We start from the raw sequence: 25,475 nt of genomic DNA, 5'->3' as shown, positions 1-25,475 counted from the left end.
GGGGCCTAATCGCTGTCCACGGACAGCAGGCGTGACAGACTGGTGCCATGCTGCTCGATGAGCTGGTGAAGACCTCGGAAGCCGTAGCGGCAACCCGCTCGCGGGTCGCCAAGATCAATGAACTGGCAGACCTGCTGCTCCGGCTCGACCCCGCGGACATCCCGACGGCGATCGGCTTGCTCACCGCCAAGCCTCGCCAGGGCCGAGTCGGCATCGGCTGGAGCGGCATCAGGGCTGCCAAGGGCGAGCCCGCTCCGGAGCCAAATCTCACTATCGCCCGCCTCGACGCAGCGTTGGACCGGCTACTGGCAGCCGGTGGCGCTGGCTCGAGCGTGGAGCGCGCCGCCACCCTTCGGTCGCTGATGACCGAAGCCACCGAACGAGAGCAGGCCTTCATCGCCGGCGTACTGCTCGGCGAACTTCGTACCGGTGCTCTTGAGGGCGTACTGACGGATGCGGTAGCTCGAGCTGCCGGTCGGCCGGTCGAGGCCGTACGCCGCGCAGCGATGCTCTCCGGCGATCTGGGCGCGACCGCACTGCTGGCGCTCACAGGCACCGCAGCCCAGCTTGACGCAGTCGGCCTCGTCGTCGGACGTCCCGTGCAGCCCATGCTCGCCGCAACCGCGGCGGGTACCGGCGAGGCGCTGGAAGCGACAGGGGAAGCGTCCGTGGAATACAAGCTCGACGGCGCTCGCATCCAGGTGCACCGTGCCGGCGCCGACGTGCACATCTACACCCGCACCCTGGCCGAAGTGACCCATCGGCTGCCCGAGGTGGTGGAGGTGGTGCGCGGACTGCCCGTGCACGATGTGATCCTCGATGGCGAGACCCTAGCTCTGGACGAGGACGGTGGGCCCCGGCCGTTCCAGGAGACCATGTCCCGGTTCGGGGCGAACGCGGCGCGTACCACGCTGCTGCATCCCTGGTTTTTCGACGTGCTGCACGTCGACGGGCGCGACCTCCTCGACGAACCGCTGGCCACACGCATCGACGTGCTCGAACGGATCGCCCCCGGTCACCGCATCCCGGGGAAAATCACTGCGGATGCGGCTGTTGCCGAGAGTGTGTCCCGCGATGCGCTGGATGCAGGCCATGAGGGTGTAGTGGTGAAGGCGCTGGGCTCGGCCTACGCCGCAGGGCGGCGGGGTTCGAACTGGATCAAGGTGAAGCCGGTGCTCACCTACGACCTGGTGGTGCTCGCATGCGAATGGGGGTCAGGACGGAGGGCCGGGCTGTTGTCGAACCTGCATCTCGGAGCCCTGGACCCTGTTGGCGAGTTCGGCGAACCCGGCGGTTACGTGATGGTCGGCAAGACCTTCAAAGGCCTCACCGACGCTCTGCTGCGGTGGCAGACTGAAAAGTTCCAGGAGTTGGAGGTGCGGCGTACGGCGGGCACGGTGTGGACTGAGCCGGTGACCGTCGTCGAGATCGCCATCGACGGCGTTCAGCAATCCCCCCGCTATCCGGGCGGAATCGCCCTTCGGTTCGCACGCGTCAAACGCTACCGTGATGACAAGACTGCCGCGGAGGCTGACACCATCCAGACGTTGCGCGCTCTGCTCCGTCCATCAGGCAGGACAAAGGTATCGCCCGCGCCAGCGGAGCCGGATTCGGAATGACTAGGATGTTGGTTTTCATGGAGGGAGGCCGGTGAACAAGAACCGTCTGGAAGCGTTCAGTGATGGTGTGCTTGCCATCATCATCACAATCATGGTGCTGGAACTCCATGTGCCGGACGAACCGACCTGGCTTGGCTTGAGGTCCGTCCTGCCTACGGTCCTCAGCTATCTGCTCAGCTTCGTCTACGTTGGAATTTACTGGAATAATCACCACCACATGATCCATCTGGCAAGCAGGGTCAACGGCGCGATCCTCTGGGCCAACCTGCACTTGTTGTTCTGGCTTTCACTGGTCCCGTTCACCACGCGCTGGATGGATGAGTCCGGCTTCGTGCAGATCCCGGTGCTGACGTACGGGATCAACTTGCTGTGCGCCGCGATCGCCTACTTCATCCTGGAACGGGCACTGATCCGCCAACAGGGCCGGGATGGCCCCCTTGCGCAGGCAATCGGCTGGGACTGGAAAGGCAAAACGTCGCCGCTGATTTACCTCGCTGGCCTTGGACTCACCGCCGTCCAGCCCCTGCTTGGAGTTGCGGCCTACACCATCGTGGCCCTGATCTGGCTAATTCCTGACCGCCGGGTTGAGCACTTCGTCACCCGGGCTCACCAGAACTGACCGCCCAGGACTGCCTATAGTCATTGGCTCCCATCTCGAACCGTCAACGTGCCGGACAGGTCCACGTCGCTCCCCGATCCCATAGCACCGGCCTGCGACAGGAGGCTGGCTCCGAAGGCTGCGCTCCAGAACGTCCTGGTTTCCACCGGCATGGGACGTTGCACTTCCCAGCACCGTCGCTTCACAAGACGGGCAAGATAGCGTTCGGACTGGCGGAACAGCAGATTCAGATGCTGATCCACCACGGCGGCGAGGGCGGGCCGGGATGTTCCCACTGCCAAGGCGCGCACCACCAACGGCATGGACGGGAGCATCAGGACCGTTCGGGCCATGTTCCTTCGAAACGACTCGGGACTCGCTGCACTGTCGCCGATCGCCTCAACGCGTTCCGCATCGTGGAGCAATGCCAGAAAGGCAGCATGGATGAAGAGCGAGTCTTTGGAACCGAAGTAGTAGGTCACCTGGTTGGGAAACACGGCGGCATCGGCAGCGATCGCTGCCACGCTCACCTCACCCGAGGTGTTCGCCAGGTAAAGTTTCACCGCGCTGTCCAGGATTCGGCCCCTGGTCGAGTGACCACGAGCCTGCGAGGGACCACCCGGTAGACGTTTCCCCTTGCGTTGTGTGCCCATGCAGAAAATTGTACTTCATACAATTATCCGTATATCTTGTATGTCATACAAGAAAAGGAGTTGCCATGAGGGCACGAGACATTGCTGTGACAGGAATAGGCGCCACAACGCCTTTGGGTGGCACGGTCGATACGACCTGGGCCGGCCTCCTTGAGGGCTGTTCAGGCGTGCGGGATGTCGGGCCGGATATGTTGCAGGGCAGCGGACTGTCCGTAACCATCGCCGCATCCATGGCCACCGACCCAGCGACCAGACTTGACGCCGTCGAAGCCAAAAGACTGGACCGGGTTCAGCAAGCCGCCCTGGTTGCCGCGGCAGAAGCTTGGGCAGATGCCGGTTCGCCCGAGGTTGACGGCACCCGCCTGGCTGTGGCGGTGGGAACAGGCGTGGGCGGAATCGGCACGCTCCTCCGGGAAGACGACACCTTGGAGAACCGCGGCCAGCGCCGTATCTCCCCCCGGGCAGTACCAATGCTCATGGCCAACGGACCCGCCGCGGCTGTCAGCATCCGCTACGGTGCCAAGGCGGGTTCATACACTCCCGTCTCGGCGTGCTCGTCGGGAGCCGAAGCGATTGTGATGGCCGCCAGATTGATCCGTTCCGGCGAAGCTGACGTAGTCATTGCCGGCGGTGCCGAAGCCGCGATAACCCCCTTCACCGTCGCTGCCTTCTTGCAAACGAGGGCTCTCTCAACACTTATAGCGGACCCCGCCTCCGCGTCGCGCCCCTTTGCCTCAGACCGCGACGGCTTCGTCCTAGGCGAAGGCGCAGGCATCTTGGTGCTGGAAAGTGCCGAGCACGCCATGACCCGCGGCGCAACCGTCCACGCAGTCCTGCGCGGCGTGGGCATTGCCTCCGATGCCTTCCACATGACGGCACCAGCGGACGACGGCCAAGGCCAGATCACCGCCATCACCAAGGCCCTCAACGACGCCGGCATGAGCCCAGCGGAGGTGGGCCACGTCAACGCCCACGCGACCGGCACCTCCTTGGGGGACCTGGCGGAAGCAAAAGCCATCAAGGCCATCTTTGGCGACACCATTCCGGTGACGGCACCCAAGGCCTCCCTGGGACATCTCTTCGGGGCCGCCGGCGCAGTTGAAGCCATCGTCGCAGTCCGGAGCGTCGCACAGGAAGTCATCCCTCCCACCCGCAATCTTCACCAAGGAAACGTGGACCCGGAACTCGGGCTGGACATTGTCACCGCAAAACGCCGCGGAACATCTCCCGCAGCACTCTCCAATTCGTTCGGATTTGGCGGCCAGAACGTCAGCCTGATTTTCAGCAAGGGCTAAACAGCAATATCAGCCGTCCTGGGCCCGCGCTGCCCTCTTCAGCTCAGCGATCCTTAGCCGTAAGAAGATGACGACCAGGACCAGGGCGTATACGGCCAGGACGGCCACCGCGATCATGAAGACCGCGTAAAGGATCCCGATAATTCCGAAGGCTGGACTTAAATTCATTGCTACCCCCAATAGTCGTTGAGCCCCCATGCTACGCAAACCACCAGCGATTCCCCGGGACGGGCGAAGGCGCGCCCCGTTTCGCTGACGAGTGTTCCACCCGGTGAAGGATGCACCCGAGGCCAGCCCTTCAAGGATCCTCGATCGTGCCGTTCTCAGTCCTCGACGACTGACATCGGCAGCGCGCCGCCGTGCTCGGACGGGGCGATGCTATCTAGCTGCCAAGTGCCCGCGGACGCCCGGAATAGAGCGGTCTGCGGGAGCGAGTAGACCGTGGGGACGCTGCTCGGCCCGTTCGCAGCCGAGCTTTGGTACTCCTCAGTCAATTCCTTGAAGTGGACACTCACCTCCGCACCGCTCACTTCGAGCGACTGCACCGTCACCGTCGTCGAAAAGGACGTATACCAAAATCCGCTCGACTTGAACGCTGCCTTCGACCGGGCCACCACCGAGAGGTCCCGCTCGCGCTTCGCCCGGTAGGCCGCCGTCGTCTGCCCGTTGTCGAGGCGTTCGGCCGGTGGAACATCGAGGGCTGTGCCGTTGCGATCCTCGATAGCCGTCTGGACGATAGCCGCCAGTTCGGACGACGACGGGCTTGGCACCGATGCGGCGGATACCACCGTTACCGGCCCGACCGCTGGCTGGCACCCGGTAAGGGCAGGCACGAGCAGTGCCGCGATAGTCGCCGCGTTGCGTGAGTATTTCATCATGGTCCCCCTGGCCTGAATGTCTTCACAGCCTGCCTTGCAGGTCATGGCCGGTCGACAGGCTTGCTGATGCGGGTTAAAGTCCCTGCCGTGTATCCAGTTGTCGAGTTCAGCTCTGGCGGTTCGACTAACGCGATGGGTACCTCGTGCCTCTGCCGGATCAGCGGAATCGCGGAATGCTGGACCGGTCGTTGACCCTACGCCACTGATTCGTGAACCGTGAAGGCGGGCGGACAGTTCGAATTGGCCGCCCGCCTTGCTGATCTTGTCCGTGTGTCAGGCGTGACTGACCCCCAAGGGCCTGCATGCGCCGAGCATGCCTGTTGTGACATGGCAATTGTTGTACTCGTAGTATTGCTGCTCGCGTGAGACTGTCGCGACTTCATGGCTGAGGCGAAGCCTGGCGCCCGCGTTTGCCTGCAGGAATTTCATGGCGGCCATGAAGATGGCGACATGGGTGGGGTGGGACTCCGCCCATCTCTCCATGTCCTCCAGGCTGTGCCAGAAGCTCAGGCCGAAGCTCTGTTCAAGGGCAGAACCGTCGCCGTCGCTGCTGGTCATGTACCTGTTCGCGTAACAGCCGATCCTTCGCCGTCCAACGTCAGGAAGTCCATCCCTGCTTTCAATTGGGGTTCCACGTCGCCGAAATAGGAGGCACGTTCTGCATCTTCACAGAGGCTCCAGTCTTGGCCGGAACGGATAATTGCCAGGTTATCGTGGGGCTCCACCCGGACGATGCCGGAGTTCTCGGCGGCGTACGGGCGTCCGGCAGGCTCCAGGGCCTCTGTTTGTGCAATCGGGAGACGGTCACGCATGCTCCCCCAGTACCCGTGTTCCTGGATTTCCCCGCTGTATCCCCCCGTGGCAACCCTTGCAGCCCCTTCCGGGAAGGTGTTGGACGAGTACAGGGTCTCGAAGCCACGTGCTTCCGGACTGAACGCTTCGATCCAGCGGCCGTGATCTGCAAGTTCCAGTCCAGCGCCAATCAATGCATTCCTGTGCTTTTGAAACCAGCGCCCATAAGCGTCCGCGTCGTCCCAGTAGGCGATGATGACCTGGTTATCGAAGCCTTGTTCGTCCGTGTGGACGGCGTACTCACGGGACATCGGTCCGTCTTCTTGTGCGCATAGTTCCCACATTCCAGCAGAGGCTACCTTGGCCTCGCTGGAGAGCGGATGCTTGCTTTGGACGCCGAAGAAGGCGCAGACAAGCTGGCTGACGCCTTCCGCGAAGCGCACGGAGTATGACGGGTAGGGCGGGGCATAGTTGTCCCCCACACGTTTGGACCGCGTCCGTTCGACCCGGAGGTGCGCCGCGATTGAGGATTCCATTGCTGGTTCCTGCTCGTCGCTGCCCCGTGCCATCTAGAGTTCGGCCATTGCTGGAAGGGCCGGCTCGTCCGCGCCGTGTGTCCTTTCAACGGCTGGCGCGGGGTCCGAAGGCGGAGCGGTATCGACCACGGCACGTCGAGGAGCCTTGTTGTGGATTAGCTGTGTGACATCGGGGCGGGAGTAATGGCCTGCGGGGTCCCCGACGGCCTTCGACACTGAAATCAGGCCCAGATCGATCTCAGCGTAGATGAGGCCTTCCTCGCCTGCCGGAAGGGACTCGTGAAGTTGCTGACCGTCGGGCCCGAAGATGCGGGCGTATCCGCCGCCGGTCTTGAGAAGTGCCTTTTGCAAGTCCGTGGTGCACATTTCGTCCACCATATCCTGGGATACGGTGGCACACGGAGCCAGGACGAAACACTGGCCCTCCACCGCATAGATCCGCGAAGCGGAGGTGTTGACTTCGGGGCCAAGGGCGTAAGCGCCAGCCTCATAGAGGGAAAAGCTCGGCCATGCAGCAACGTGTACCTGCTCGTTCTGGGCGTACATTGCGTATTTTGACAGCGGCTGCAGGTGCTCCCAGCAGCACAGTCCGCCGACTCGGCCCAGCCTGGTGTCCCAGACAGCGAGATCGCTTCCGTCGCCTTCGCCAAAAATTGTGCGCTCCACGTGGGTCGGCTTCAGCTTTCGGCGCTGGGCGATGGTCTGCCCATCGCGGTCGATGAACCATTGAGAGATATACAGGCTGCCCCCGTTTCGTTCACTGAGGCCCATGCTCACGACAATGTTGTTGTCCTTGGCGGCCTTCGAGATCCGTTCGGCCCGGGGCGTGCCGTATTCCAGCGAATTATCGAAGTAGCGCTGGGTGTACTGCGGCAGCCACATCGCCGGGGCATCAAGCCAAGCGTACCACGGGTATCCCGGGAGCCAGGTTTCAGGGAAGGCAATCAGCTCCGCACCGTTCCGGGCCGCGTCCTCCATCAGGGCGATCGTTTTATCGATGGTCTTGTCCAAGTCAAGGAATACAGGTGCTGCCTGAACGGCCGCTGCTTTGAATTTGGGGTGATTCATTGCGATCTCCTAAGGGATGTGATGCTACTCACAAGAGTGGATGTGTGTCCACGCTACGACCCAATGTCGAGGGATTCTTGATCGAGAATCGCAGGAGCATTGACTGCGAATGTCACGTTTGCCCGCACCACATCTGCCTAACGAACCAGCCGACGGGTGGGCGCAGCGTGGCAGTAAGATTAGGCATGGCCAAGGTTGTGAGCACAGCGGCGGTGCCTCCCCGAAACAGGGTTTCGTTCTGGACGGAGACCGTTTCTGATACTTTCGTTGAGCTCGACTGCAGGGCCGGCAACGGCCGCGAGTCCATAGACGGTGAAATAGCTGTCCAGTCTTTGGCGTCCCTTGACTTGGCCCGAGTTCGCGCCTCTGCGCAATCCGTCCACCGCACGCCAGCTGCCATCGATGCTTCCTCCGACGACTATTATCTGGTGGGCATGCAAACCGAAGGCTCATGCTTGGTGACCCAGGATGGGCGCGCGGCCGCCATCCACAACGGCGGGTTCGCCCTCTATGACACCAGCCGACCGTATTCACTCCTGCTGACCGATCACTTTGAGCAACTCGTGATCCGGCTTCCGAGAACTGCTTTGGAGCGACACCTGCCCGAAGCCGCAAGACTCACTGCACTGGCAGTGAACGCCGATCCGGGGGCTGCGCGTCTGCTGGTCAATACAGTGCAGTTCCTAGCCAACGATATTGACGCCCTCTCGCCGGATGTCGCCTTATCGGTCTCCCAAGGCGTGGAACATCTGATTGTTGCTGGCCTGGGCGGCCTAACCCGGGGTGTCGCGGACGCGGACCGCTTCTCGCGCCGCAAGCTCGTGCAAACCCATATCCTCGAAAACCTGGGCGACGAGTCCCTGAGTATCAAATCCATCGCAAGAGAGCTTCACTTGTCTCCGAGCAGCGTCCACCGCGCCTTCGCAGCGGACGGTGAAACAGTGATGGGCTGGGTCTGGCAGCAACGTCTGCACCGGATCCGGGAGACCTTGTTGACCGGAAAATATGGCGGCACACTGACTGACTTGTTCCTAACCTGGGGCTTCTCAGACCCTGCGCACTTCAGCCGGGCCTTCCGCCAGCGGTACGGACATGCGCCCTCGGAATTGCTGCGGCCAACAACAGAAGCGCCTTCAACCGACTAAGACCGCTCGCTCGGAGCACGTCATCTGCTAGCTCCCAAAACTTCTCGCTGCAGGCAACACACGGTGTTGAAACCTGGGCCGACGTCCGACGGCGCGCACTCAGTACCGCTGAAACCGGTTGATCCGGGATGCTCCCGTGGGAACTACGCAGCCGTCCTGGTGGGCTCCGGTGAGATTCACATACCCGCCGTTGGCTTCACCAGCAACAGCCTGATCGTTTGAACGCAGATGGCCACATTCAGGAACACCATGAAGAGACTCGGGATCCTGCCGCTGGTTGTCGCAAAGTCAAGCACGTTGATAACCGTGAACGTCAGCGCGAGGCACGACAAAACAAGTGCGGCAATGGGCGGCAGCTTGGATGTGCTGCGCCGGGCAGCGATGTTCCAAATACCAACCACCACCAACGCCAGGAAGTAGAAGATGTTGAGTGTAACGAAGACCGCTTGTTCTGATCTGTCGCTATCACTGAGGGTGGCCAGCCCTGCCCCGTACAGCGAATAAAGCCAAATCATTGCCGCCGCGCTGATCACGGCGACAGTAATGAGGCCGATGCCAATGGAAGTACGGGCCTTGCGGTTCTTCTTCGGGTCGTCGTCAGCTGTCGCTACGGGAATATCGCCAGGGCGCGGAATCTGAATGCTCATACGGGAACTCATCGGACGTGCAGGAAGCACCCTATGCACCCCCATCGGAAACAATGTAGCAGTGAGCGCAGCCACACGTAGAGGCATGCCAACAAACGCTTCCTTGAGCCTGGTACGCCGCCGGGTCCTCCCACCTTGGACGGTTTGGCGAGAATCCAAGGCCTGACTACTCGCCAAACTCCTCGCGGCCCATATCCACTTCCGTGCCCGTTGGGCTTGGCCTGAGCAGGAGGGCCCTGAGTTCTTCCAGCAGTTCCAGTTGCTGGTTGTTTACCGCCATGAGCCGATCGATTTCTGCCTTTGCCTGCACATCTGTTTCGAAGTCATGGAGGGCCATGGCGGCAGCTATGGCATCCTGCCGTTTCGCGGCAATGAGCAGTATGGCGCCTTGGAGGCCCGCCAGCATGGATAGGAAGAGGTTCAGCAGGATGAATGGATAAGGGTCCCAGGCCTGCGTAGCAAATAGATAGGTATTGATGGCGGCCCAGGCAGCCATGAACGCGACGAAGGCCCCAACGAAAGTCCAGCTGCCCATGCCATTCCGCAATACATCGGCTGCGCGCTCACCTCGGCTCAACCCAGCCTTGTGCTGTCCATGCCACGTTCTCACTCGCTCACTCATGAGCACAGCGTAGGGCCTGGGAGGCAGCATAGGGACTTTCAGCACTTGTTGAGCGTTGCGAGGCCGCCGCACGCTGTTGATGAAGAGATTGTGCGTCCCTCCCCGGACTGAAGAAAAGGAGAACCCGATGCCCGAATGGCAGGAAGTTGTCACACCCGCCCGCTTCGACGGCCAGACGGTGATTGTCACCGGCGCTGCGTCCGGCATTGGCCGGGCAACGGCGTTGCGCGTCGCGCGCGAGGGCGGTCGTGTCATTGCCAGTGACCTCAGCCTGGACGGTCTGGACCGGTTTGTTGCCGAGCATCCGGAGCTTAGCCTTGTGCCGGTGGCTGGTGACATCAGCACGGAAGATGCCGTGCGTCGCGTTGTCGCCGCTGCGAATGGACGGGTGGACGCATTGGCGAACGTTGCCGGCATCATGGACAGTTTCCAGCCGGTTCATGAGCTGGACGATGAGACGTGGAACCGGGTGCTGGACGTCAACCTTACATCGATGATGCGGCTTATGCGCGCGGTAGTCCCCCTCATGCTTGATGCCGGATCCGGATCAATAGTAAATGTCTCGTCAGAGGCAGGGCTTCGTGGCTCGGCGGCGGGTGCGGCGTACACCGTATCGAAGCATGCAGTCATCGGACTTACCCGCAGTTCGGCGGTAATGTACGGGCGCAGGGGTATCCGTGTGAATGCTGTCTGCCCTGGCGGCACGCGGACCAACATCCACGCCGAGTTCAAGTCCCAACTTGCGGTGGAAGTTCTTGGGCCCTTAATGCAAGCCAATGTGCCACCAATTGCCGAGGCCGATGAACTCGCCGCATCGATCTCATTCCTGCTGAGCCGGGACGGTTCAAACATCAATGGGTGCGTGCTCCCTTCCGACAACGGTTGGTCCGCCACCTAAGGCCCAATATGCGCGCCGACCGCGGCGTCAGCTAGTTCGAATTAACGATTCCCTGTGGGAAGGGGTGCTTGTCATGATGTGGGGATATGGGATGGGCAACGGCTGGATGTGGCTGTGGGGGCTGCTCATGCTCATCGGCCTGGCAATACTCGTGCTTCTGGTGGTGAGGATGTTTGGCGGCTTGAATGGACCAGGACCACGCCACTTCACGAACGGAACACCCCAAGGAAGAAGTACGGCCCGCCGGATCCTGGATGAGCGTCTGGCGAGGGGAGAACTGACCGCGGAAGAGTACCGCGACCGGGTCAAGGTCCTCGGCGAGGACCTGTGATGCGGCCGCTCAGCCGGCGCTCGGCGCTGCTGCTGGGCGGCTTGGGTTTGGCGGGTACGGTGACCGGCGGAACCGGCCTTGCCCTGACGCTGGCATCACAACGCTCCGTTCCCACTGCGGGGGCGGACTTGCAATATCCGTCTGTTCTTCAGAGTTCGGATGGCTCGCTGAACGTCCAGCTTGAGGCCGGTGGTACCTCCCTGCTGTTAGCTGGACGCCAGGCATCAGCGCTTGCATACAACAAAGAAATACCTGGACCTACACTTCGTATCCGGCCAGGAGACGTTCTGAAAATCCGTCTCATCAACAACTTGAGTGAACCGACCAACCTGCACATGCATGGGCTGCATGTTTCACCCCAAGGCAACGGTGACAATCCTTTCATCAGAGTTGATCCGGGCACCGCCGTCGATTATGAATACCGGCTCCCGAGGGATCACCCGCCGGGCGTCTACTGGTACCACCCCCATCATCATGGCGGTGTGGCTGACCAGGTCTTTGCCGGCCTCTACGGCGCAATCATCGTAGAGGACCCCGAGGCCACGAACGCAGGCCTGGAACGTATCCTGCTGGTTTCCGACACGACCCTGGATCCTCTTGGCAATATCCATCCGGCGTCCCCGATGGAACGGATGTTGGGCCGGGAAGGCGAACTGCTTCTCGTCAACGGCCAGCTCAATCCCCAACTGACGGCACCCCCAGGGGATACCGAACGGTGGCGAGTCATTAATGCGTGCGCTTCCCGGCACCTTCGCCTTAGGCTTGACGGCCAGCACGTCCGCCTGATTGGGACCGACTCAGGACGTCTCCCGCTGCCCGTTGATACAGACGAACTGTTTCTGGCTCCCGGCAACCGGGCAGACATACTGGTTGAGACGGTAACTGGCGAATCAGTCCTCCTGGCCGCCCCTTACGATCGGGGCAGTGTGCGGGGAATGGCCGGTCCTGGTGGATCCGCCGGCGTGCCTCCAGCGGCTGCTACGCCTTTGGCTCTCCTGCGAGTATCGGGCGCGCGGAAAACGTCTGGAACGGCAGTACCCGCGGCCAGCGAGGCACTCGATCTAAGGCTCTCCGGGGTTGCCGCCCATCGCCAGCTGACATTCGGGACCCAAATGGGTATGGGAATGATGGGATTCACCTTGAACGGCAAGCGTTTCGACCCCACTAGAACGGATATCACAGCCTCCGCGGACACAGTGGAAGAGTGGACGTTGCTCAATGACAGCCCGATGGAACACCCCTTCCACCTTCACATCTGGCCCATGCAAGTCACCGAGGTGAATGACCGGATGGTGAAGGGAGTGCGGCTCCAGGACGTGGTGAACGTTCCGGCGAACGGTCGTGTGAAGGTGCGGGTGTCTTTCGCTGACTTCACGGGCCGTTCCGTTTACCACTGCCATATCCTTGACCACGAGGACCTAGGCATGATGGGCGTGATCGAAGTCCGCTAGGAACCTGGCTCCGTCCACACCCAGTCTCTGACCTCCGGCAAGTCTTCAAAGTGCTCCCTGATGTAGGAGGCGTGTGCCTCAAGCTGACCCTGGCAGTGCCTCACAAGTTCTTCCGAACCTGAGAAGTGCCCGCGGGTCCGGTGAAGCGCCTCCATGGCAAGGTGATAGCGACTGACCTTGTTCAACACCACCATGTCGAACGGTGTTGTGGTGGTCCCTTGCTCGTTGTAGCCACGCACATGGAATCTTTCCGGACGGGGGCGGCCATGCAGCAATTGATGCAGAGCCCGCGCATACCCATGCCAGGCCACCACCACATCGACGTCAGCCGTGAAGAGTTCCTCGAACTTTTCATCCGGAAGTCCGTGGGGATGCGTCCCGGGAGGCGGCAGGACCATGGCATCCATGACGTTAACGACCCTGACGGCGAGCCCTGGGATATAGCGCTGGAGAAGCCAGGACGCGGCCAGGGTTTCCTGGGTTGGAACGTCCCCCGCACATGCCAGGATAATATCCGGACGATCGGACATGCTTGGCCTTTCGTTTCCTGCCCAACCCCATGTAGAAGCTCCTACTGCTGCGTGCTTCCGGGCTTCGTCAAGCGTCAGGTACTGGGGGTGCTCCTGCTTGTCGATGACGGCAAGGTTCACATAGTCCTTGCTGCTGAGCATGTGTTCGGCGGTGACCAACAGAGTATTGGCGTCCGGTGGAAGATAAACCCGAATGACGTTGCCGGACAGCGACAAGACGGTGTCGATGAGACCCGGACCCTGATGGCTGAAGCCGTTATGGTCGTTCCGCCAACAGGTAGACGTCAACAGGATGTTCAAGCTCGGGACAGGCGGCCGCCAATCCAGCTCGCGGGAATGTTGCAGCCATTTGGCGTGCTGGATAGTCATCGAGGCACTCACCATCGCGAACGCCTCGTAGCTTGCGAACAACCCGTGCCTGCCCGTCAGCACGTATCCCTCCAACCATCCTTGGCACAGGTGCTCCGAGAGGACTTCCATCACGCGCCCGTTGGCGGAAACATGATCATCGGCAGCGGCCGGGTTCGCGGGCGGCTCCAGCAAGCACCTGTCTGTGGCCTCAAAGACCGCGCTGAGCCTGTTGCTGTTGGTCTCGTCCGGACAGAACAAGCGAAACCTCGGGTCATCGGCAGTATCAAGGTAGATGTCCCGGAGCATCTCCCCCAGCGGTTTGGTGCTCTGATGCATTACTTGCCCCCGGGGCAGGGTTTCGACGGCGTACCGGGCAAGGTCCGGAATCAGCAGGCCCTTGCCACCGACGCCCCGTCCCGCAGCCGACGCTCCCATGCAAAGACCGCCGTCGGGAGCAAGCCCGGCAAGTTCGGCGATCAGCCGCCCCTCGGCGTCGAAAAGTTCCTCCGGCCGGTAGGACCGCATCCAGGCCTCCAGCTGTGCCAGGTGTTCGGGCTTCTCCCGCACTCCAGACAAGGGAACTTGATGCGACCGGCTGGTTCCCTCGACTGGTAGACCATCCACCACGTGTGGTCCCGTCCAGCCTTTGGGCGTGCGCAGGATGATGGCGGGCCACCGGGAGGGACGGTCGACGCCTTGGTGACGCGCGTGTGACTGTATGGCACGAATGGAGGCGTACGCCGAATCCATGGCGGACGCCAGCGCCGGATGAACAATTCCCGGATCCTTGCCGGACACGACCACTGGATCCCAACCATGCGCTTCGAGCAGCGCGGCCACCTCCAAGTCCGACCGCCTGCCAAGCACAGTAGGCCCGGAAATCTTATGCCCGTTGAGATGGAGAATCGGAAGAACGGCCCCATCCCTGAGCGGATTGATGAAAGAAGGCGCCTTCCACGAGCCTTCCAACGGCCCTGTCTCCGCCTCCCCGTCGCCAACAACGCAGGCAACGATGAGATCAGGATTGTCCATGGCCGCGCCGGTGGCATGCATCAATGAATACCCCAGTTCACCGCCTTCGTGGATGGAACCAGGTGTGGCAGGGCCGACATGGCTGCCTACACCACCCGGCGTCGAGAACTGCCGGACCAGGCGTCGGAGTCCCTCCAAATCCCGCCCCACCGCCGGGTAAACCTCCGAATAACTGCCTTCCAGATACGTATTCGCAACGATGGCCGGTCCCCCGTGACCGGGGCCCGTCACCAACAGGACCTCCGCGCCCGTGCGACGGATGAGGCGGTTGAGATGGGCATAGATCAACGACAACCCTGGGCTGGTCCCCCAATGACCCAGAAGCCGCGGTTTGATGTGCTGAGGTTGCAAAGGCTCGCGCAGGAGAGGATTCTCCTGCAGGTATATCTGTGCCACGGTAAGGTAATTCGCGGCGGCCCAATACCGGTTGAGGAGTTCGAAATCTTCGGACTCACTGTGGGAACCAGAGGTGTTGCTTTCCATGCCAGAACTCATCTTCTCCGTCCCCTTCTATCCTTGGTGTCTTCCTCGAGCAGCGAAGCAGTTGCTTCCGCTATGGCCCGTTCCTCATCGCTGGGAACCACGAGGACGGGAAATGACGAACCATCTGCACTCACCACGCGGATTCCTTGACGCGGGGACAGGTTCCTGTCCTGATCCATGGCAAGCCCCAAGGGCATAAGCCATGAAAGGACCTTCGTTCTGAAGGCCACGGAATTCTCGCCCACGCCACCTGTGAAGAGGAGGGCATCAGGCCGGCCAACCACCATTGAGTAGGCAGCAATGTACTTGGCAAGACGATAGGCGTAGATATCGAGGGCCAGGCTTGCCTTGGGCTCGCCGCGTTCGACGGCCGCACCAACGTCCCGCATGTCTGCGGTACCAGCCAAGGCCAGCATGCCCGAGCGGTGATTAAGAATCTCATCAACCTCGTCCGGCGTTGCCCCCTCTCGCTGCATCAAAAGGACAATCGAGGGGTCGATATCCCCGGAGCGCGTGCCCATCACAAGGCCTTCCAGCGGTGTCATTCCCATGGACGTATCCACGCTCATACCACCCCTGACGGCTGTAACCGAGGCCCCGTTGCCGACGTGGGCAACAACAGAATTGAGCGAGGAACCTGGTACCCCCAAAAAACCAGCTGCGTCACGGCAAGCCATCTCCACTGAGATCCCATGGAACCCATAGCGCCTGACTCTATGCGCTTTGTAGACGTCTTCGGGGATGGCGTAACGTGCCGCATACTCCGGTATCGAGGCATGGAAAGCAGTATCAAATACGGCAACTTGGGGAACGTCCGGCCACCGGATGCCCGCAGTCCGCATGCAGGCCGCGCTCGCGGGGTTATGCAGTGGCGCCAAAGCACCAAGTCTTTCCACGGCCGCAACCACATCCGCTGTGACCCGTGTCGGCCTTCTGAACTGGTCGCCACCGTGCACCACGCGATGGCCGATTGCCTCAATATGGCCCGCTTCGGTGCTTTTGGCCAAACCGGCATTTATCACGTTGAAAACTTCGTCCAGACGGGATGGGTCTGAGCGAACCTGAGGCGCCCAGTTCACTTGCCCGGAGGCCTGCACGCTTGCTTCAGCTTCAGGTACCGAGGTGTCCCGCACGTGGTACTTGAGCGATGAAGAACCGGGATTCAGCACGAGAACATGCACGCGATTTCCTCCCCGGCGAGGTCGATGAAAAGGTGATTCCTTCTCTCTCGAGGACCCTAACGCACTCGGGCAGCTGGCGGAAAGGCCTTCCGGCCCTTGCGGTGGCAACCTCTCCCGCAGATAGTGGAAACGATCACTGTTGGGATATGCGAGGGGACGCCGTTACGTGAAGAAGCAGATCGTGGCAGCCCTTGATGGTTCCAAGGCTGGCCGGAACGTCGCAGACTGGGCAGCCGCACATGCTGATGCCTTTGGCTTGGCGCTCAACCTTGTGCACGTGGTGCCGCCGGACTGGGCGTTTCCCGCGCGCAGCGAACGCAAATTAGCCATCGAACGGGCAGAGGACCTGCTGGGGAGCGAATCCGGGCGGATTGCGCAGGCCTATCCCGGTTTGGAAGTCTCATCCACGCAACTGTCAGGAGAACCCGCGGAAACTCTCGCCGGCCTGTCCTCGGAAGCGGACATGCTCGTGGCTGGAACCGACCGCGGGCCGGGGACGGAGGGCCAGGGATACGGTTCCGTCAGTTTCCAGATCGCAGTGACAAGCAACTGCCCGGTTGCTGTGGTTCCGGAGATGGCATCCGGAGTTCGCAAAGGCGTGGTGGTCGGAGTCGACGGATCCTCCGACTCGCTAGTTGCCTTGGACCTTGCAGCGAGTGAGGCACAGCGCATGGATGAAGACCTGGTCATCGTTCATGCTTCGGGTCCGGATCCCCGCCCTTCCAGCGTTTCCGGCGATAGCGATGTTCTGGCTGACGCCGTCCGTAACGTGAAAGAACGCCACCCCGGAGTATCCGTGCGGGAAAGGCTGGACACCAGCCGCGGCCCCGGAGAGGCGCTGGTGGCTGCTGCCAGGGATGCCCGGCTGCTGGTCATGGGTTGTCGGGGGCGGGGCGGCCTTCGGGTGCTGCTAGGCTCCGTGGCGCAGCACGTGCTCCTGAATGTCCAGTGCCCCACCATCCTGACGCGGCCCTCCTGAGACCGGGCCGCAAAACAAACCGGCCACAGGACAAGCCGGGCCATGCCACCTACTGGTTTCCGGCGTCGTCCCCTTCCGCTGCCACGTCGTCGTCAGACGCGGCAGGGTCCAAGGGCGGCCACCACTTCGAGGGCGGCGTGATGACAAACCGCCGGCCGCTGATATGCGTTGGCGTCACCCGCACCAGAATGTCCTTGGGTCCGGGTTGCCACGGGGACAAACCTGCATCCACCGCTTCCTGGATTTCTTCGGGATGGGTCACGAACTCGGGACGTCCTTTGATGATGACGCTCCAGGCGATGGTCCCGTAGCGGTTGAACCCGTCGGCTTCCATTGCTATCACTGCCCCTTCGCGGAGGGCCTTGTGTTTGGTTCCCTGCCCTGTCCTGAACAGCAGGGTTCCAAAATTGGGGATGTAGTTGACCGGGAAGATTTCCGGAACGTCTCCGTTGATGAGTGCCACCCTGCACGTGGATGTGGACTGCAGATACTTCCAACAGTCGTGGACACTAAGTTCTTTGGTTTCCTGGTCCGGTGATGTGGTTTGGTCCCGTGATGTGTTCTCCATGGCGCCGAGCCTAACGCTTAGGGCGAGGCCCGTGTAGGGCAGAAGGTCCTTTCCCAACCGTGCCCTTTGGCCCTAGACGTGCCCGGGTCACACGTGGAGCCTTACATCGAACAGGCGTCCCGTTTTTGGAGAAATAATGGCCCTAGGGAACAAACCCCCCGCACCGCCGCCTGCGGTCACCGGAACCGACGGCCTGAGTTCCCGCATGGCTGCGCAGTTGTTGGCAGAAGCGGGACCCAACATATTGCCGCAAGCCAAGAGGGTGCCTCAGTGGCGAAAGCTGCTGGGCGAGTTGACACACTTCTTCGCGTTGATGTTGTGGGTCGCAGCGGTATTGGCATACGTCGGTGGCATGCCGCAGCTGTGCGTGGCAATCATCGTTGTTGTCATCGTCAACGGGGTCTTCGCCCACATCCAGCAAGAACGTGCCCAGCACGCAGCCGAACGGCTTCAGGGCCTCCTCCCGGCCGAAGTAAATGTGCGGCGTGATGGCAGGATCCAAAGCGTCCATGCCAGTGAGCTGGTCCCCGGAGACCTCGTCATTATGGCAGCTGGGGACAGGCTTCCCGCCGACATCGTTTTTGTCTCGGCATCAAACTGCACGGCAGATGAATCCATGCTGACGGGTGAGAGCGCAGCAGTGCCGAAAGGAACCAATGACCCGGCGTGGGGCGGAACGTTCCTTGTCAACGGCGAAGCAGAAGGCATTGTCACCGCCACAGGCAGCAACACCAAGCTTGCCGCGATTGCCGCCCTCACGAGCGGCACCAAACCGCCACCCACTCCCTTGACCATGGAACTCCGAAGGATCGTCCGGCTCGTAGCATTCGTCGCCTTGAGCGTGGCAGGCGTCTTCTTCGTCGTTTCCCTCTTGGTTGGAATCGTCTGGCGCGACTCGTTTCTGTTTGCCATCGGTGTGGCCGTTGCGCTGATTCCGGAGGGTCTGTTGCCCACCGTCACTTTGTCACTGGCTATGGGAGCACAGCGCATGGCTGAACGACAAGCGCTGGTCCGCAACCTGGAGGCAGTAGAAACACTTGGTTCCACAACCTTTATCTGCACGGACAAAACGGGAACCTTGACGCAAAACCGGATGAACGCCGTCGAGGTCTTCACTGCCGACGGTCCGGTGAAGATCGTGGGCGAGGGCTACGGGCCTGAAGCACGGATCGAAGGGCAGGCACGAAGCATGGCTTTGCTGGCCGCCTTGGGCGCACGGGTAGCGTCGCAGGGACGGGCGGTGCACCACGAAGGCGGCTGGACGGCCAGCGGCGACCCCATGGAAGCGGCGATTGATTCCCTTGCGCGTCGGCTGTTGGGACGTGAGCCTGAAACGGTCAAAATCATCCGACGCTTTGCCTTTGACGCCGACAGGCGCCGGGAGTCCGTGATTGCCGGGACCACACTGTACGTCAAGGGGGCACCGGAATCCGTTTTGCCACTGTGCACGGACACCTCAGGCGTTTTGGCTGGTGCCGTGGAGGCGATGGCTTCCCGCGGGTTGCGTGTGATAGCAGTGGCAAGCAGGGAATTGCCAGGAACGGCTTCGGACTGGCTGGACCGATCGGCAGAGGACGCCGAACGCAACCTTGCACCTCTGGGGCTCATCGGACTTCATGATCCGCCAAGGCCGGACGTGGGTGACGTGATCAAGGCAGCACGAGGGGCCGGAATCCGGATAGCAATGATCACTGGCGACCACCCATCAACGGCCGGGGCAATCGCCAGGGAGATTGGCCTGATGGGTCCGGACAACCTCGTTGTCCAAGGCGCGGACCTCCCCGGAGATGAGCAAATCCTAGGTGCCCTCCTGGACCGCGATGGAGTAGTGGTCAGCAGAGTCTCCCCGGAGCAAAAGCTTCGAGTGGCGAAGGCGCTGCAGGCACGGGGCCATGTGGTAGCGATGACGGGAGACGGCGTCAACGACGGTCCCGCGCTTCGCCAGGCCGATATCGGAGTAGCCATGGGCCTCAGCGGCACGGATGTTGCCCGCGAAGCTTCGGACCTGGTTCTCCTGGACGATCATTTCGCCACGATCGTGGCCGCAATCGAGCAAGGGCGGGCAACGTACTCGAACATTCACCGCTTCCTCACTTACCACCTCACCGACAACGTAGCGGAATTGGCACCTTTCGTTATCTGGGCCCTGTCAGGCGGCCAGTTTCCCCTTGCGCTTGGTGTCCTTCAGATTTTGGCGCTGGACATTGGAACAGATCTGCTGCCTGCCTTGGCTCTCGGGGCCGAGGCTCCGGGAAAGCGGGTATTGAAGAGGCCCCCCGAAAAACGGCACCTCCTGGACCGTCACCTCATGCTGCGGGTGTTTGCCGTGATGGGGCCCACGGAAGCCTTGATCGCAATGGCGGCGTTTTCAACGGTCCTGTTCGGCAGCGGCTGGGTTCGGGGTCAATCATGGGATCCCGGTGTACTGATGTCAGCGTCCGGGGCTGCGTTTGCCGCCGTCGTGCTGGGCCAACTGGCTACCGCTTTCGCCTGCAGGAGCGCAACGGCTCCCCCGTGGAAGCAGGGTTGGTTTACCAACCGCCTCCTGCTGTGGGCGGTATCCGCTGAATTGGCGGCGCTGGCCGTGTTCCTGTTCGTTCCCCCTCTTGCCGGAATCCTTGGACAAGCGCCGCCTACCGCTGCGGGCTGGACTGTAGCTGTCCTTGCTATTCCTGGCGTTCTCGGCGTCGATTGGCTCTACAAACGGCTACGTCACAGGCACAGCGAAACCTCTTCGTCTGCCTGAAAAACATGTCCTTCGGCCCTATCGTTGCATCATGCCCAGCGTCAAGCTGGTCCCATGAACTCACAATCACGGCCGAATCGAATCGTCGTCGGCGTCGATGGCTCCGAATACTCCTCGAAGACCCTCGAAATGGCAGGCCGGATGGCATCCACACTGGGTGGGCCGATCGACGTCATCACGTGCATCGGAATGTCGGATTTCTACATGGCATCCCGCTTCGAACATGAGCTGACCCGCTTCACGTCACAGCTTGAGGACACGGCCAGGCGACTGGTGGATGAGGCACTTGAGCGCGCTTTCGGCGAATCCCGCCCCGAGGGCCTGACCGTCACCGTGAAATTTGGCGAACCTGCGAAGGTATTGGTCGAGGAAAGCCGCGGATCCCAACTGCTCATTGTAGGCAGGCACGGCGCGGGGGGCTTCCTTAACCAGCCCATTGGCTCGGTCAGCAAGGCCTGCGCAGCCCATGCCCACTGCCCGGTTCTTGTGGTGGCTACGGAGGAAGAAGCCTAGCTTGGCTCCTGTGCCTGGACGGCAGTGATGGCAACCGTGTTGATGATGTCCTCCACGGTTGAGCCCCTGGACAGATCGTTGATGGGCTTACGAAGTCCTTGAAGGATAGGCCCGACGGCGACAGCACCGGAGGACTGCTCCACCGCCTTATAGGTGTTGTTGCCGGTGTTGAGGTCGGGAAAGATGAAAACAGTGGCCTTTCCTGCCACTGCGGACGACGGCAACTTGGAGCTCGCGATGGTTGCATCCACCGCCGCGTCGTACTGGATAGGCCCGTCCACCGGGAGCCCAGGACGCGCCGCCCTGACCAGTTCCGTGGCCAGACGCACCTTGTCTACGGCAGTTCCTGATCCAGAGCCTCCTGTCGAGTAGGAAAGCATGGCCACCCTCGGCTCCACACCGAAACGGGAAGCAGTGTCAGCCGAGGCGATGGCGATTTCCGCGAGTTGATCGGCGTTCGGTTCAGGAACCACGGCGCAGTCTCCATAGACAAACACCCGGTCCGGAAACAACATGAAGAAGACAGAGGACACCAGGCCCTCCCCCTTCCGGCCTTTCACGAACTCCAAGGCCGGCCGAATGGTATTGGCGGTAGTGTGGGCGGCGCCGGAAACCATGCCGTCCGCTTCACCGAGTTGGACCATCATGGTGCCGAAGTATGCCCCATCAAGCATGATTTCCCGGGCACGCTCCATGATCATTCCTTTGTGCGCCCTCAAGCGGCAATACTCGGCAGCAAAGCGCTCCCTGAGGGGTGAGCCGGCCGGATCAAGGATCTGGAGGCCACTTACGTCGATGCCATGGGCTTCAGCGAGCTCCCTGACCCCAGCTACGTTGCCCAGCACCGTCACCTTGCAAACGTCCCGGCGTCGAAGGATCTCCGCCGCACGCAGAACGCGCAGTTCTTCGCCCTCGGCGAGGACAATCCTTCGCTCCTGCTTCCGGGCCTTTTCGATCAGCTCATTGAGGAAGCGGAGCGGCGTCATCGTCGCAGGATGGGGCAGGGCCAAACGATCGAGCATTTCGGTTTCGTCGATGGAGCGGGACCAAACGCCCAGAGCCGCCGCCAGCTTGCGGTTCTCCCCAGTGTGGATTTCACTGCGCACTCCTGCCACCTCTTGTGCCGTGGCATACGTATCCTTCGAGTCCACGAAGACGGGGAACGGTGCACGGTCCAACAAGGGCAATACCTGAGCACCTGGCAGCAAACCGTCCGCCAGGATAATGCCCGCGGGCGTAGGGAGATCGGGCGCCAAAGCAGAGGCCAGGCAAGCCATCATGACGTCGGATCGGTCGCCGGCAGCGATGACCAGGTCGCCTGCACGAAAGGTCCGAAGAAAGTTGTCCACGTTCATCCCCGCCACCTTGATCTTGCCCACGTCACGGTCCAGTTCCGTGCTGCCCGATAGACGGGTGAGGCCCAGGGAAGATACGACGTCGGCCACAGTCGGGGTGGAAATCCCGGGCACTTCCGGTATCACATAGGAAGGGACCTCCCCTACAGAAGCCCTGACGGCTTTGTAGACCTCGTCCATCACGCCGGGATCGACACGGTTCACCACCAACGCCAGAACCGGGCAATGCGCCGCCTTGAACTGCCTGATGCCTGCCTCCGCGGCGCCAACTGTCTGTTCCGCCGGGAGCCCCTGTGCGCCAACCACAGCCAGGACGGGCAGACCAAGGTTGTTCGCCAGCCGAATGTTGAGGTCCAATTCCTTGTCGGAGTCGCTTCCGCGGAGGTCCGAGCCATCAACCACCACCGCATCGCACCCGTGCGCGATCTCCGTGTATTCCCTGAGCATCAACGACAACAGTTCGTCCTGAAGGCCTGCGGCGACGTCGGCCCTTGCTGCAGTCAAGGGCATACCGCTCCGGCAACGTGACGGTCCCAGTTCGTAGAGTCGCCGAAGCATCAAGATGACCGGGTCCTGTTGAGCTTCGGCTTGGTTGACGAACGGCCGGAAAAATCCCAGACGACCCGTCCTGCGATGCAGGGCATCGGCCAGCCCCAAAGCCACCAGCGACTTGCCGGAGCCCGGGGCAACGGAAGCGACATAAACGCCCTGGACCATGCATCTCCCTCCAGACCTGAACCGGCTGCTTCATAGCTTCTCCCGAACAGGGCCTGGACGCCAGAGACTTAGGTCATGGTGCCCCGCCGGCCAACAGGACCTTTGACCCTGTTGTGGTCAACGCAGCCAGCCGTAGGATCGCGGACATCAGCTGTCAGAGGCCATCCAGCCCTGCGGCCCCTACGTCAGGTGCAGGAGAAAGACCGTGGAAAATGACGAGCGACCAGGCACTGTCCTGTCGGAAGCCGACTCATGGAAAGTCCTCGAACGGAACCAGCATGGTCGTTTGGCCGTCAGCGTCCTGGGCGAACCGGACATCTACCCCTTGAACTTCATCGCCCACGAGCGGCGCTTGCTCCTCAGGACGAATCCGGGAACCAAACTGGCCGAGTTGACCGTCAACGAGAAGGTTGCCTTCGAAGTGGAGGAGATCGTTGACGCGGAAGCCTGGAGCGTGGTCCTCAAAGGCACGGCACGCGTGATCGAGTCGCAGTCGGAAATCGACGAGGCAGATAAGTTGCCTCTCAAACCATGGATCCCGACCCGCAAATACACTTACGTGGAGATCACTCCAACGCGGGTCCAGGGCCGTCACTTTGAACTTGGGGACGAACCCGAGCGCTACTGACTGCTGGGGCCTGGGCCGTGGGGCGCCTGTTTCCCGGCCGCCGGCCGAGCGCCCTGAGCGCATTCAGGATGGTCGCCAGATCCACGAATTCCTGAAGCAGCGCACCGGCCACAGCGGGGATCACGCCCAACGTTGCCACGGCCATCAGGCCAAAGCTCAGGAGGATTCCTGTCCAGATACTCAAGCGGGCGATGCGCATGGTGTATTGGCCGATGTCAACCGCAAGCGCGGCTCTTGAGAGGTCGTCGAGCATGATGACCACGTCCGCCGATTCGCTCGCTGCAGTGGCGCCTTTGGCGCCCATGGCGATGCCGACGTCGGCCGCAGCCAAGACGGGGGCATCGTTAACGCCGTCACCAACCATCATGACCGGTCGCACAGGGATGGCCGCAACGGCGGCGACCTTGTCGGAAGGCAGACATTCTGCCTGGACATTACCGATCCCCGCGGAGTCAGCAATGTGCTGGGCGGTGGACGAGGTATCGCCGGTCAGGAGCATGGTTTGCGTGACCCCGAGCCTGCGGAGTTCCGCGAGTGTCTCCACAGCATTGGCCCGTAAAGGGTCACTCATGATGAGCGTGCCGGCAAACTTTTCCCCAACACCCACGTAGACCGCAAGTTGCCCTCCTTCCAAGGGCGTTCTTTCAAAGCCTGTCGTATTTTCTTTGATAAACCCCGGCTTTCCCACCAAGACTCTCCGCGATCCGACATGAGCGCCTACACCATTGGTGGCGTGTTCGTTGGCGCCCGTCGCCGGCAGCAACGGTAAGCCCCGCTCGCGGGCTGCCGCAATGACCGACGCCGCGAAGATGTGGGACGAGTACTGCTCAGCCGATGCTGCAAGCTGTAACAGATCGTCCTGTGACAGCACTGCCCCGGCAGCGAGGCGAATTCCGGTCAGGACAGGTCTGCCCTGGGTGAGCGTGCCTGTCTTATCGAACACAGCAGTCTTCACGCGGCTGAGCTGCTCCAACGTGCCTGCATCCTTGATAATGACTCCGGCTTTGGCAGCGCGGCTGGTGCCAGCGAGGAAGGCGACGGGCGCGGCAATCAGCAAGGGGCATGGTGTTGCAACCACGAGCACCTGCACAAACCGGACCGGATCCTGGCTGAGCCACCACGCCGCCCCGGCAAGGACAAAGGCAATCAGGGTGAACGGCACGGCGTATCTGTCAGCCAGTCGCACCGTGGGAGCACGACTCGCTGCGGCCTCCCTCACCAGGGCAACAACCTGGCTGTACTGGGAGTCACTGGCAGAGGATGTGGCCACCATCCGGATGGCGTCGGCGCCGTTCACGGAGCCACTGAGCAGCAAGTCACCCGCCAGTCTCTCGGCAGGGAGGCTTTCCCCTGTCAACGCGGACTCGTCAAAGGTCCCGGCGTCGGACAACAGCCTGCCGTCCACGGGGACCGTTTCAGCCGGTTTCACCAAGAGGATGTCACCGGGACCAACGATGTCGACTCCGACCTCTTCCACAACTCCACCGGCCTCCTCCCGGTGGGCGATACGCGGCGTGCGCTCCAGCAGGGATCGGAGCTCCCTGGTGGCGCGGCCGTGGGCAAAATCCTCCAACGCTTCGCCACCGGTCAGCATGAGAACAATAACCAAGGACGCGATGTACTCCCCCACAACCGCCGTGGAACAAATAGCCGTTACGGCCAGAAGGTCAATGCCCCACCGCCCTTGAAAGAGGCCCTTGACCATGCTCCCGGCGCGGTAGAGCGCCACCGAGAGCGCGTAAATGGTGGCCGTCCCCTGCGCGGCAGCATTATTGCCGCTGATAGCCAGCGCTGCCACGCCGAGCATAGCCAACACCGTGCAGGCCACCAGCGGGAAACGCACAGCCAGCGACACCAGG

22 protein-coding genes and 1 pseudogene are annotated in these 25,475 nt (G+C 61.8%); 11 read left to right on the top strand and 12 right to left on the bottom strand.

Features of this window, described 5'->3' with window-relative positions; translation table 11 throughout:
• The first annotated feature begins 47 nt into the window (after positions 1–47).
• Together LDN90_RS11435 and LDN90_RS11430 are read left to right on the top strand one after the other, a co-directional pair.
• On the top strand, positions 48–1,619 hold the full coding sequence (locus LDN90_RS11435) for an ATP-dependent DNA ligase (RefSeq protein WP_223949144.1): 1,572 nt from the start codon (positions 48–50) through the stop codon (positions 1,617–1,619).
• Positions 1,620–1,650: 31 nt separating this feature from the next.
• Entirely contained in the window at positions 1,651–2,238 is a 588-nt protein-coding gene (locus LDN90_RS11430; RefSeq protein WP_223949143.1) for a TMEM175 family protein, read from the top strand.
• Between the two features lie 20 nt (positions 2,239–2,258).
• Here LDN90_RS11430 and LDN90_RS11425 read toward each other — a convergent pair whose 3' ends face one another.
• Positions 2,259–2,870 carry a TetR/AcrR family transcriptional regulator C-terminal domain-containing protein gene (locus LDN90_RS11425; protein WP_223949142.1) on the bottom strand — a complete coding sequence of 204 codons (612 nt, stop codon included), beginning with the start codon at positions 2,868–2,870 and terminating at the stop codon, positions 2,259–2,261.
• Positions 2,871–2,935: 65 nt separating this feature from the next.
• On the opposite strand from LDN90_RS11425, the gene LDN90_RS11420 reads away from it, so the two are divergent.
• Positions 2,936–4,165 (top strand): beta-ketoacyl-[acyl-carrier-protein] synthase family protein, encoded by a 1,230-nt coding sequence (locus LDN90_RS11420; protein ID WP_223949141.1) that lies wholly within the window; start codon positions 2,936–2,938, stop codon positions 4,163–4,165.
• A 9-nt stretch (positions 4,166–4,174) separates the two neighbouring features.
• Here LDN90_RS11420 and LDN90_RS11415 read toward each other — a convergent pair whose 3' ends face one another.
• The 4 genes and pseudogenes from LDN90_RS11415 to LDN90_RS11400 all read right to left on the bottom strand — a co-directional run bounded on the left by LDN90_RS11415 (position 4,175) and on the right by LDN90_RS11400 (position 7,439).
• A complete protein-coding gene (locus LDN90_RS11415; RefSeq protein ID WP_216923649.1) occupies positions 4,175–4,333 on the bottom strand; it encodes a hypothetical protein in 159 nt (52 codons plus the stop codon).
• 155 nt (positions 4,334–4,488) lie between these two features.
• Complete coding sequence (locus LDN90_RS11410) at positions 4,489–5,043, bottom strand: hypothetical protein (RefSeq protein ID WP_223949140.1); 555 nt, start codon at positions 5,041–5,043, stop codon at positions 4,489–4,491.
• Positions 5,044–5,316: 273 nt separating this feature from the next.
• Positions 5,317–6,371 (bottom strand): annotated as a pseudogene (locus LDN90_RS11405) (phenylacetaldoxime dehydratase family protein).
• Between the two features lie 33 nt (positions 6,372–6,404).
• Positions 6,405–7,439: a carbon-nitrogen hydrolase family protein gene (locus LDN90_RS11400; RefSeq protein ID WP_223949139.1), complete on the bottom strand. Its 1,035-nt coding sequence runs from the start codon at positions 7,437–7,439 to the stop codon at positions 6,405–6,407.
• A 185-nt stretch (positions 7,440–7,624) separates the two neighbouring features.
• Between LDN90_RS11400 and LDN90_RS11395 the strand changes: the two genes are divergently transcribed.
• Positions 7,625–8,584, top strand: coding sequence for a helix-turn-helix domain-containing protein (locus LDN90_RS11395; RefSeq protein ID WP_223949138.1), 960 nt, complete (start codon positions 7,625–7,627; stop codon positions 8,582–8,584).
• Positions 8,585–8,760: 176 nt separating this feature from the next.
• Here LDN90_RS11395 and LDN90_RS11390 read toward each other — a convergent pair whose 3' ends face one another.
• Both LDN90_RS11390 and LDN90_RS11385 read right to left on the bottom strand, forming a co-directional pair.
• Positions 8,761–9,231, bottom strand: a complete 471-nt coding sequence (locus LDN90_RS11390; protein WP_223949137.1) for a hypothetical protein — start codon at positions 9,229–9,231, stop codon at positions 8,761–8,763.
• A 166-nt stretch (positions 9,232–9,397) separates the two neighbouring features.
• Complete coding sequence (locus LDN90_RS11385; RefSeq protein WP_216923645.1) at positions 9,398–9,853, bottom strand: DUF1003 domain-containing protein; 456 nt, start codon at positions 9,851–9,853, stop codon at positions 9,398–9,400.
• A gap of 127 nt (positions 9,854–9,980) precedes the next feature.
• Here LDN90_RS11385 and LDN90_RS11380 point away from each other — a divergent pair, with 127 nt between their 5' ends.
• The 3 genes from LDN90_RS11380 to LDN90_RS11370 all read left to right on the top strand — a co-directional run bounded on the left by LDN90_RS11380 (position 9,981) and on the right by LDN90_RS11370 (position 12,533).
• Positions 9,981–10,751, top strand: a complete 771-nt coding sequence (locus LDN90_RS11380; RefSeq protein ID WP_216923644.1) for an SDR family oxidoreductase — start codon at positions 9,981–9,983, stop codon at positions 10,749–10,751.
• Positions 10,752–10,824: 73 nt separating this feature from the next.
• Complete coding sequence (locus LDN90_RS11375) at positions 10,825–11,082, top strand: SHOCT domain-containing protein (RefSeq protein ID WP_223949136.1); 258 nt, start codon at positions 10,825–10,827, stop codon at positions 11,080–11,082.
• Entirely contained in the window at positions 11,082–12,533 is a 1,452-nt protein-coding gene (locus LDN90_RS11370) for a multicopper oxidase family protein (protein ID WP_223949135.1), read from the top strand. Before LDN90_RS11375 ends, LDN90_RS11370 begins: the two co-directional genes overlap by 1 nt.
• On the opposite strand, the gene LDN90_RS11365 is transcribed toward LDN90_RS11370, so the two are convergent.
• Both LDN90_RS11365 and LDN90_RS11360 read right to left on the bottom strand, forming a co-directional pair.
• A complete protein-coding gene (locus LDN90_RS11365; protein ID WP_223949134.1) occupies positions 12,530–14,929 on the bottom strand; it encodes a phosphoketolase family protein in 2,400 nt (799 codons plus the stop codon). The two genes, LDN90_RS11370 and LDN90_RS11365, sit on opposite strands and share 4 nt — an antisense overlap.
• Before the next feature lie 8 nt (positions 14,930–14,937).
• Positions 14,938–16,110 carry an acetate/propionate family kinase gene (locus LDN90_RS11360; RefSeq protein WP_223949133.1) on the bottom strand — a complete coding sequence of 391 codons (1,173 nt, stop codon included), beginning with the start codon at positions 16,108–16,110 and terminating at the stop codon, positions 14,938–14,940.
• Positions 16,111–16,276: 166 nt separating this feature from the next.
• On the opposite strand from LDN90_RS11360, the gene LDN90_RS11355 reads away from it, so the two are divergent.
• Positions 16,277–17,089: a universal stress protein gene (locus LDN90_RS11355; RefSeq protein ID WP_216923639.1), complete on the top strand. Its 813-nt coding sequence runs from the start codon at positions 16,277–16,279 to the stop codon at positions 17,087–17,089.
• Positions 17,090–17,138: 49 nt separating this feature from the next.
• Here LDN90_RS11355 and LDN90_RS11350 read toward each other — a convergent pair whose 3' ends face one another.
• Positions 17,139–17,657: a pyridoxamine 5'-phosphate oxidase family protein gene (locus LDN90_RS11350; protein ID WP_216923638.1), complete on the bottom strand. Its 519-nt coding sequence runs from the start codon at positions 17,655–17,657 to the stop codon at positions 17,139–17,141.
• 136 nt (positions 17,658–17,793) lie between these two features.
• Between LDN90_RS11350 and LDN90_RS11345 the strand changes: the two genes are divergently transcribed.
• The gene (locus LDN90_RS11345) at positions 17,794–20,403 is read left to right on the top strand and encodes a cation-transporting P-type ATPase (RefSeq protein ID WP_223949132.1); all 2,610 of its coding nucleotides are present in this window, start codon (positions 17,794–17,796) and stop codon (positions 20,401–20,403) included.
• A 54-nt stretch (positions 20,404–20,457) separates the two neighbouring features.
• Complete coding sequence (locus LDN90_RS11340) at positions 20,458–20,916, top strand: universal stress protein (RefSeq protein WP_216923636.1); 459 nt, start codon at positions 20,458–20,460, stop codon at positions 20,914–20,916.
• Here LDN90_RS11340 and pta read toward each other — a convergent pair.
• Positions 20,913–22,988: a phosphate acetyltransferase gene (gene pta / locus LDN90_RS11335; RefSeq protein ID WP_223949131.1), complete on the bottom strand. Its 2,076-nt coding sequence runs from the start codon at positions 22,986–22,988 to the stop codon at positions 20,913–20,915. The genes LDN90_RS11340 and pta overlap by 4 nt on opposite strands.
• Positions 22,989–23,193: 205 nt before the next feature.
• On the opposite strand from pta, the gene LDN90_RS11330 reads away from it, so the two are divergent.
• A complete protein-coding gene (locus LDN90_RS11330) occupies positions 23,194–23,616 on the top strand; it encodes a pyridoxamine 5'-phosphate oxidase family protein (RefSeq protein WP_216923634.1) in 423 nt (140 codons plus the stop codon).
• Here the strand turns inward: LDN90_RS11330 and LDN90_RS11325 are convergent.
• Complete coding sequence (locus LDN90_RS11325; protein WP_223949282.1) at positions 23,555–25,423, bottom strand: heavy metal translocating P-type ATPase; 1,869 nt, start codon at positions 25,421–25,423, stop codon at positions 23,555–23,557. The two genes, LDN90_RS11330 and LDN90_RS11325, sit on opposite strands and share 62 nt — an antisense overlap.
• Between the last annotated feature and the right edge of the window lie 52 nt (positions 25,424–25,475).

The organism is Arthrobacter sp. NtRootA1 (assembly GCF_019976975.1).
GTDB classification, from domain to species: Bacteria; Actinomycetota; Actinomycetes; order Actinomycetales; family Micrococcaceae; genus Arthrobacter; species Arthrobacter aromaticivorans.
Note: the sequence above shows the minus strand (reverse complement) of the source record. Positions and strands in the feature narration are given on the sequence as shown.

Bases quoted from the DNA above. Each gene is read 5' to 3' on its own strand.
- LDN90_RS11420 (WP_223949141.1), top strand. From the start codon at position 2,936: ATGAGGGCACGAGACATTGCTGTGACAGGAATAGGCGCCACAACGCCT.
- LDN90_RS11345 (WP_223949132.1), top strand. From the start codon at position 17,794: ATGGCCCTAGGGAACAAACCCCCCGCACCGCCGCCTGCGGTCACCGGA.
- LDN90_RS11385 (WP_216923645.1), bottom strand. From the start codon at position 9,853: ATGAGTGAGCGAGTGAGAACGTGGCATGGACAGCACAAGGCTGGGTTG.
- LDN90_RS11395 (WP_223949138.1), top strand. From the start codon at position 7,625: ATGGCCAAGGTTGTGAGCACAGCGGCGGTGCCTCCCCGAAACAGGGTT.
- pta (WP_223949131.1), bottom strand. From the start codon at position 22,988: ATGGTCCAGGGCGTTTATGTCGCTTCCGTTGCCCCGGGCTCCGGCAAG.
- LDN90_RS11400 (WP_223949139.1), bottom strand. From the start codon at position 7,439: ATGAATCACCCCAAATTCAAAGCAGCGGCCGTTCAGGCAGCACCTGTA.
- LDN90_RS11425 (WP_223949142.1), bottom strand. From the start codon at position 2,870: ATGGGCACACAACGCAAGGGGAAACGTCTACCGGGTGGTCCCTCGCAG.
- LDN90_RS11435 (WP_223949144.1), top strand. From the start codon at position 48: ATGCTGCTCGATGAGCTGGTGAAGACCTCGGAAGCCGTAGCGGCAACC.
- LDN90_RS11380 (WP_216923644.1), top strand. From the start codon at position 9,981: ATGCCCGAATGGCAGGAAGTTGTCACACCCGCCCGCTTCGACGGCCAG.
- LDN90_RS11390 (WP_223949137.1), bottom strand. From the start codon at position 9,231: ATGAGCATTCAGATTCCGCGCCCTGGCGATATTCCCGTAGCGACAGCT.
- LDN90_RS11410 (WP_223949140.1), bottom strand. From the start codon at position 5,043: ATGATGAAATACTCACGCAACGCGGCGACTATCGCGGCACTGCTCGTG.
- LDN90_RS11415 (WP_216923649.1), bottom strand. From the start codon at position 4,333: ATGAATTTAAGTCCAGCCTTCGGAATTATCGGGATCCTTTACGCGGTC.
- LDN90_RS11375 (WP_223949136.1), top strand. From the start codon at position 10,825: ATGATGTGGGGATATGGGATGGGCAACGGCTGGATGTGGCTGTGGGGG.
- LDN90_RS11325 (WP_223949282.1), bottom strand. From the start codon at position 25,423: ATGCTCGGCGTGGCAGCGCTGGCTATCAGCGGCAATAATGCTGCCGCG.
- LDN90_RS11340 (WP_216923636.1), top strand. From the start codon at position 20,458: ATGAACTCACAATCACGGCCGAATCGAATCGTCGTCGGCGTCGATGGC.
- LDN90_RS11365 (WP_223949134.1), bottom strand. From the start codon at position 14,929: ATGGAAAGCAACACCTCTGGTTCCCACAGTGAGTCCGAAGATTTCGAA.
- LDN90_RS11370 (WP_223949135.1), top strand. From the start codon at position 11,082: ATGCGGCCGCTCAGCCGGCGCTCGGCGCTGCTGCTGGGCGGCTTGGGT.
- LDN90_RS11350 (WP_216923638.1), bottom strand. From the start codon at position 17,657: ATGGAGAACACATCACGGGACCAAACCACATCACCGGACCAGGAAACC.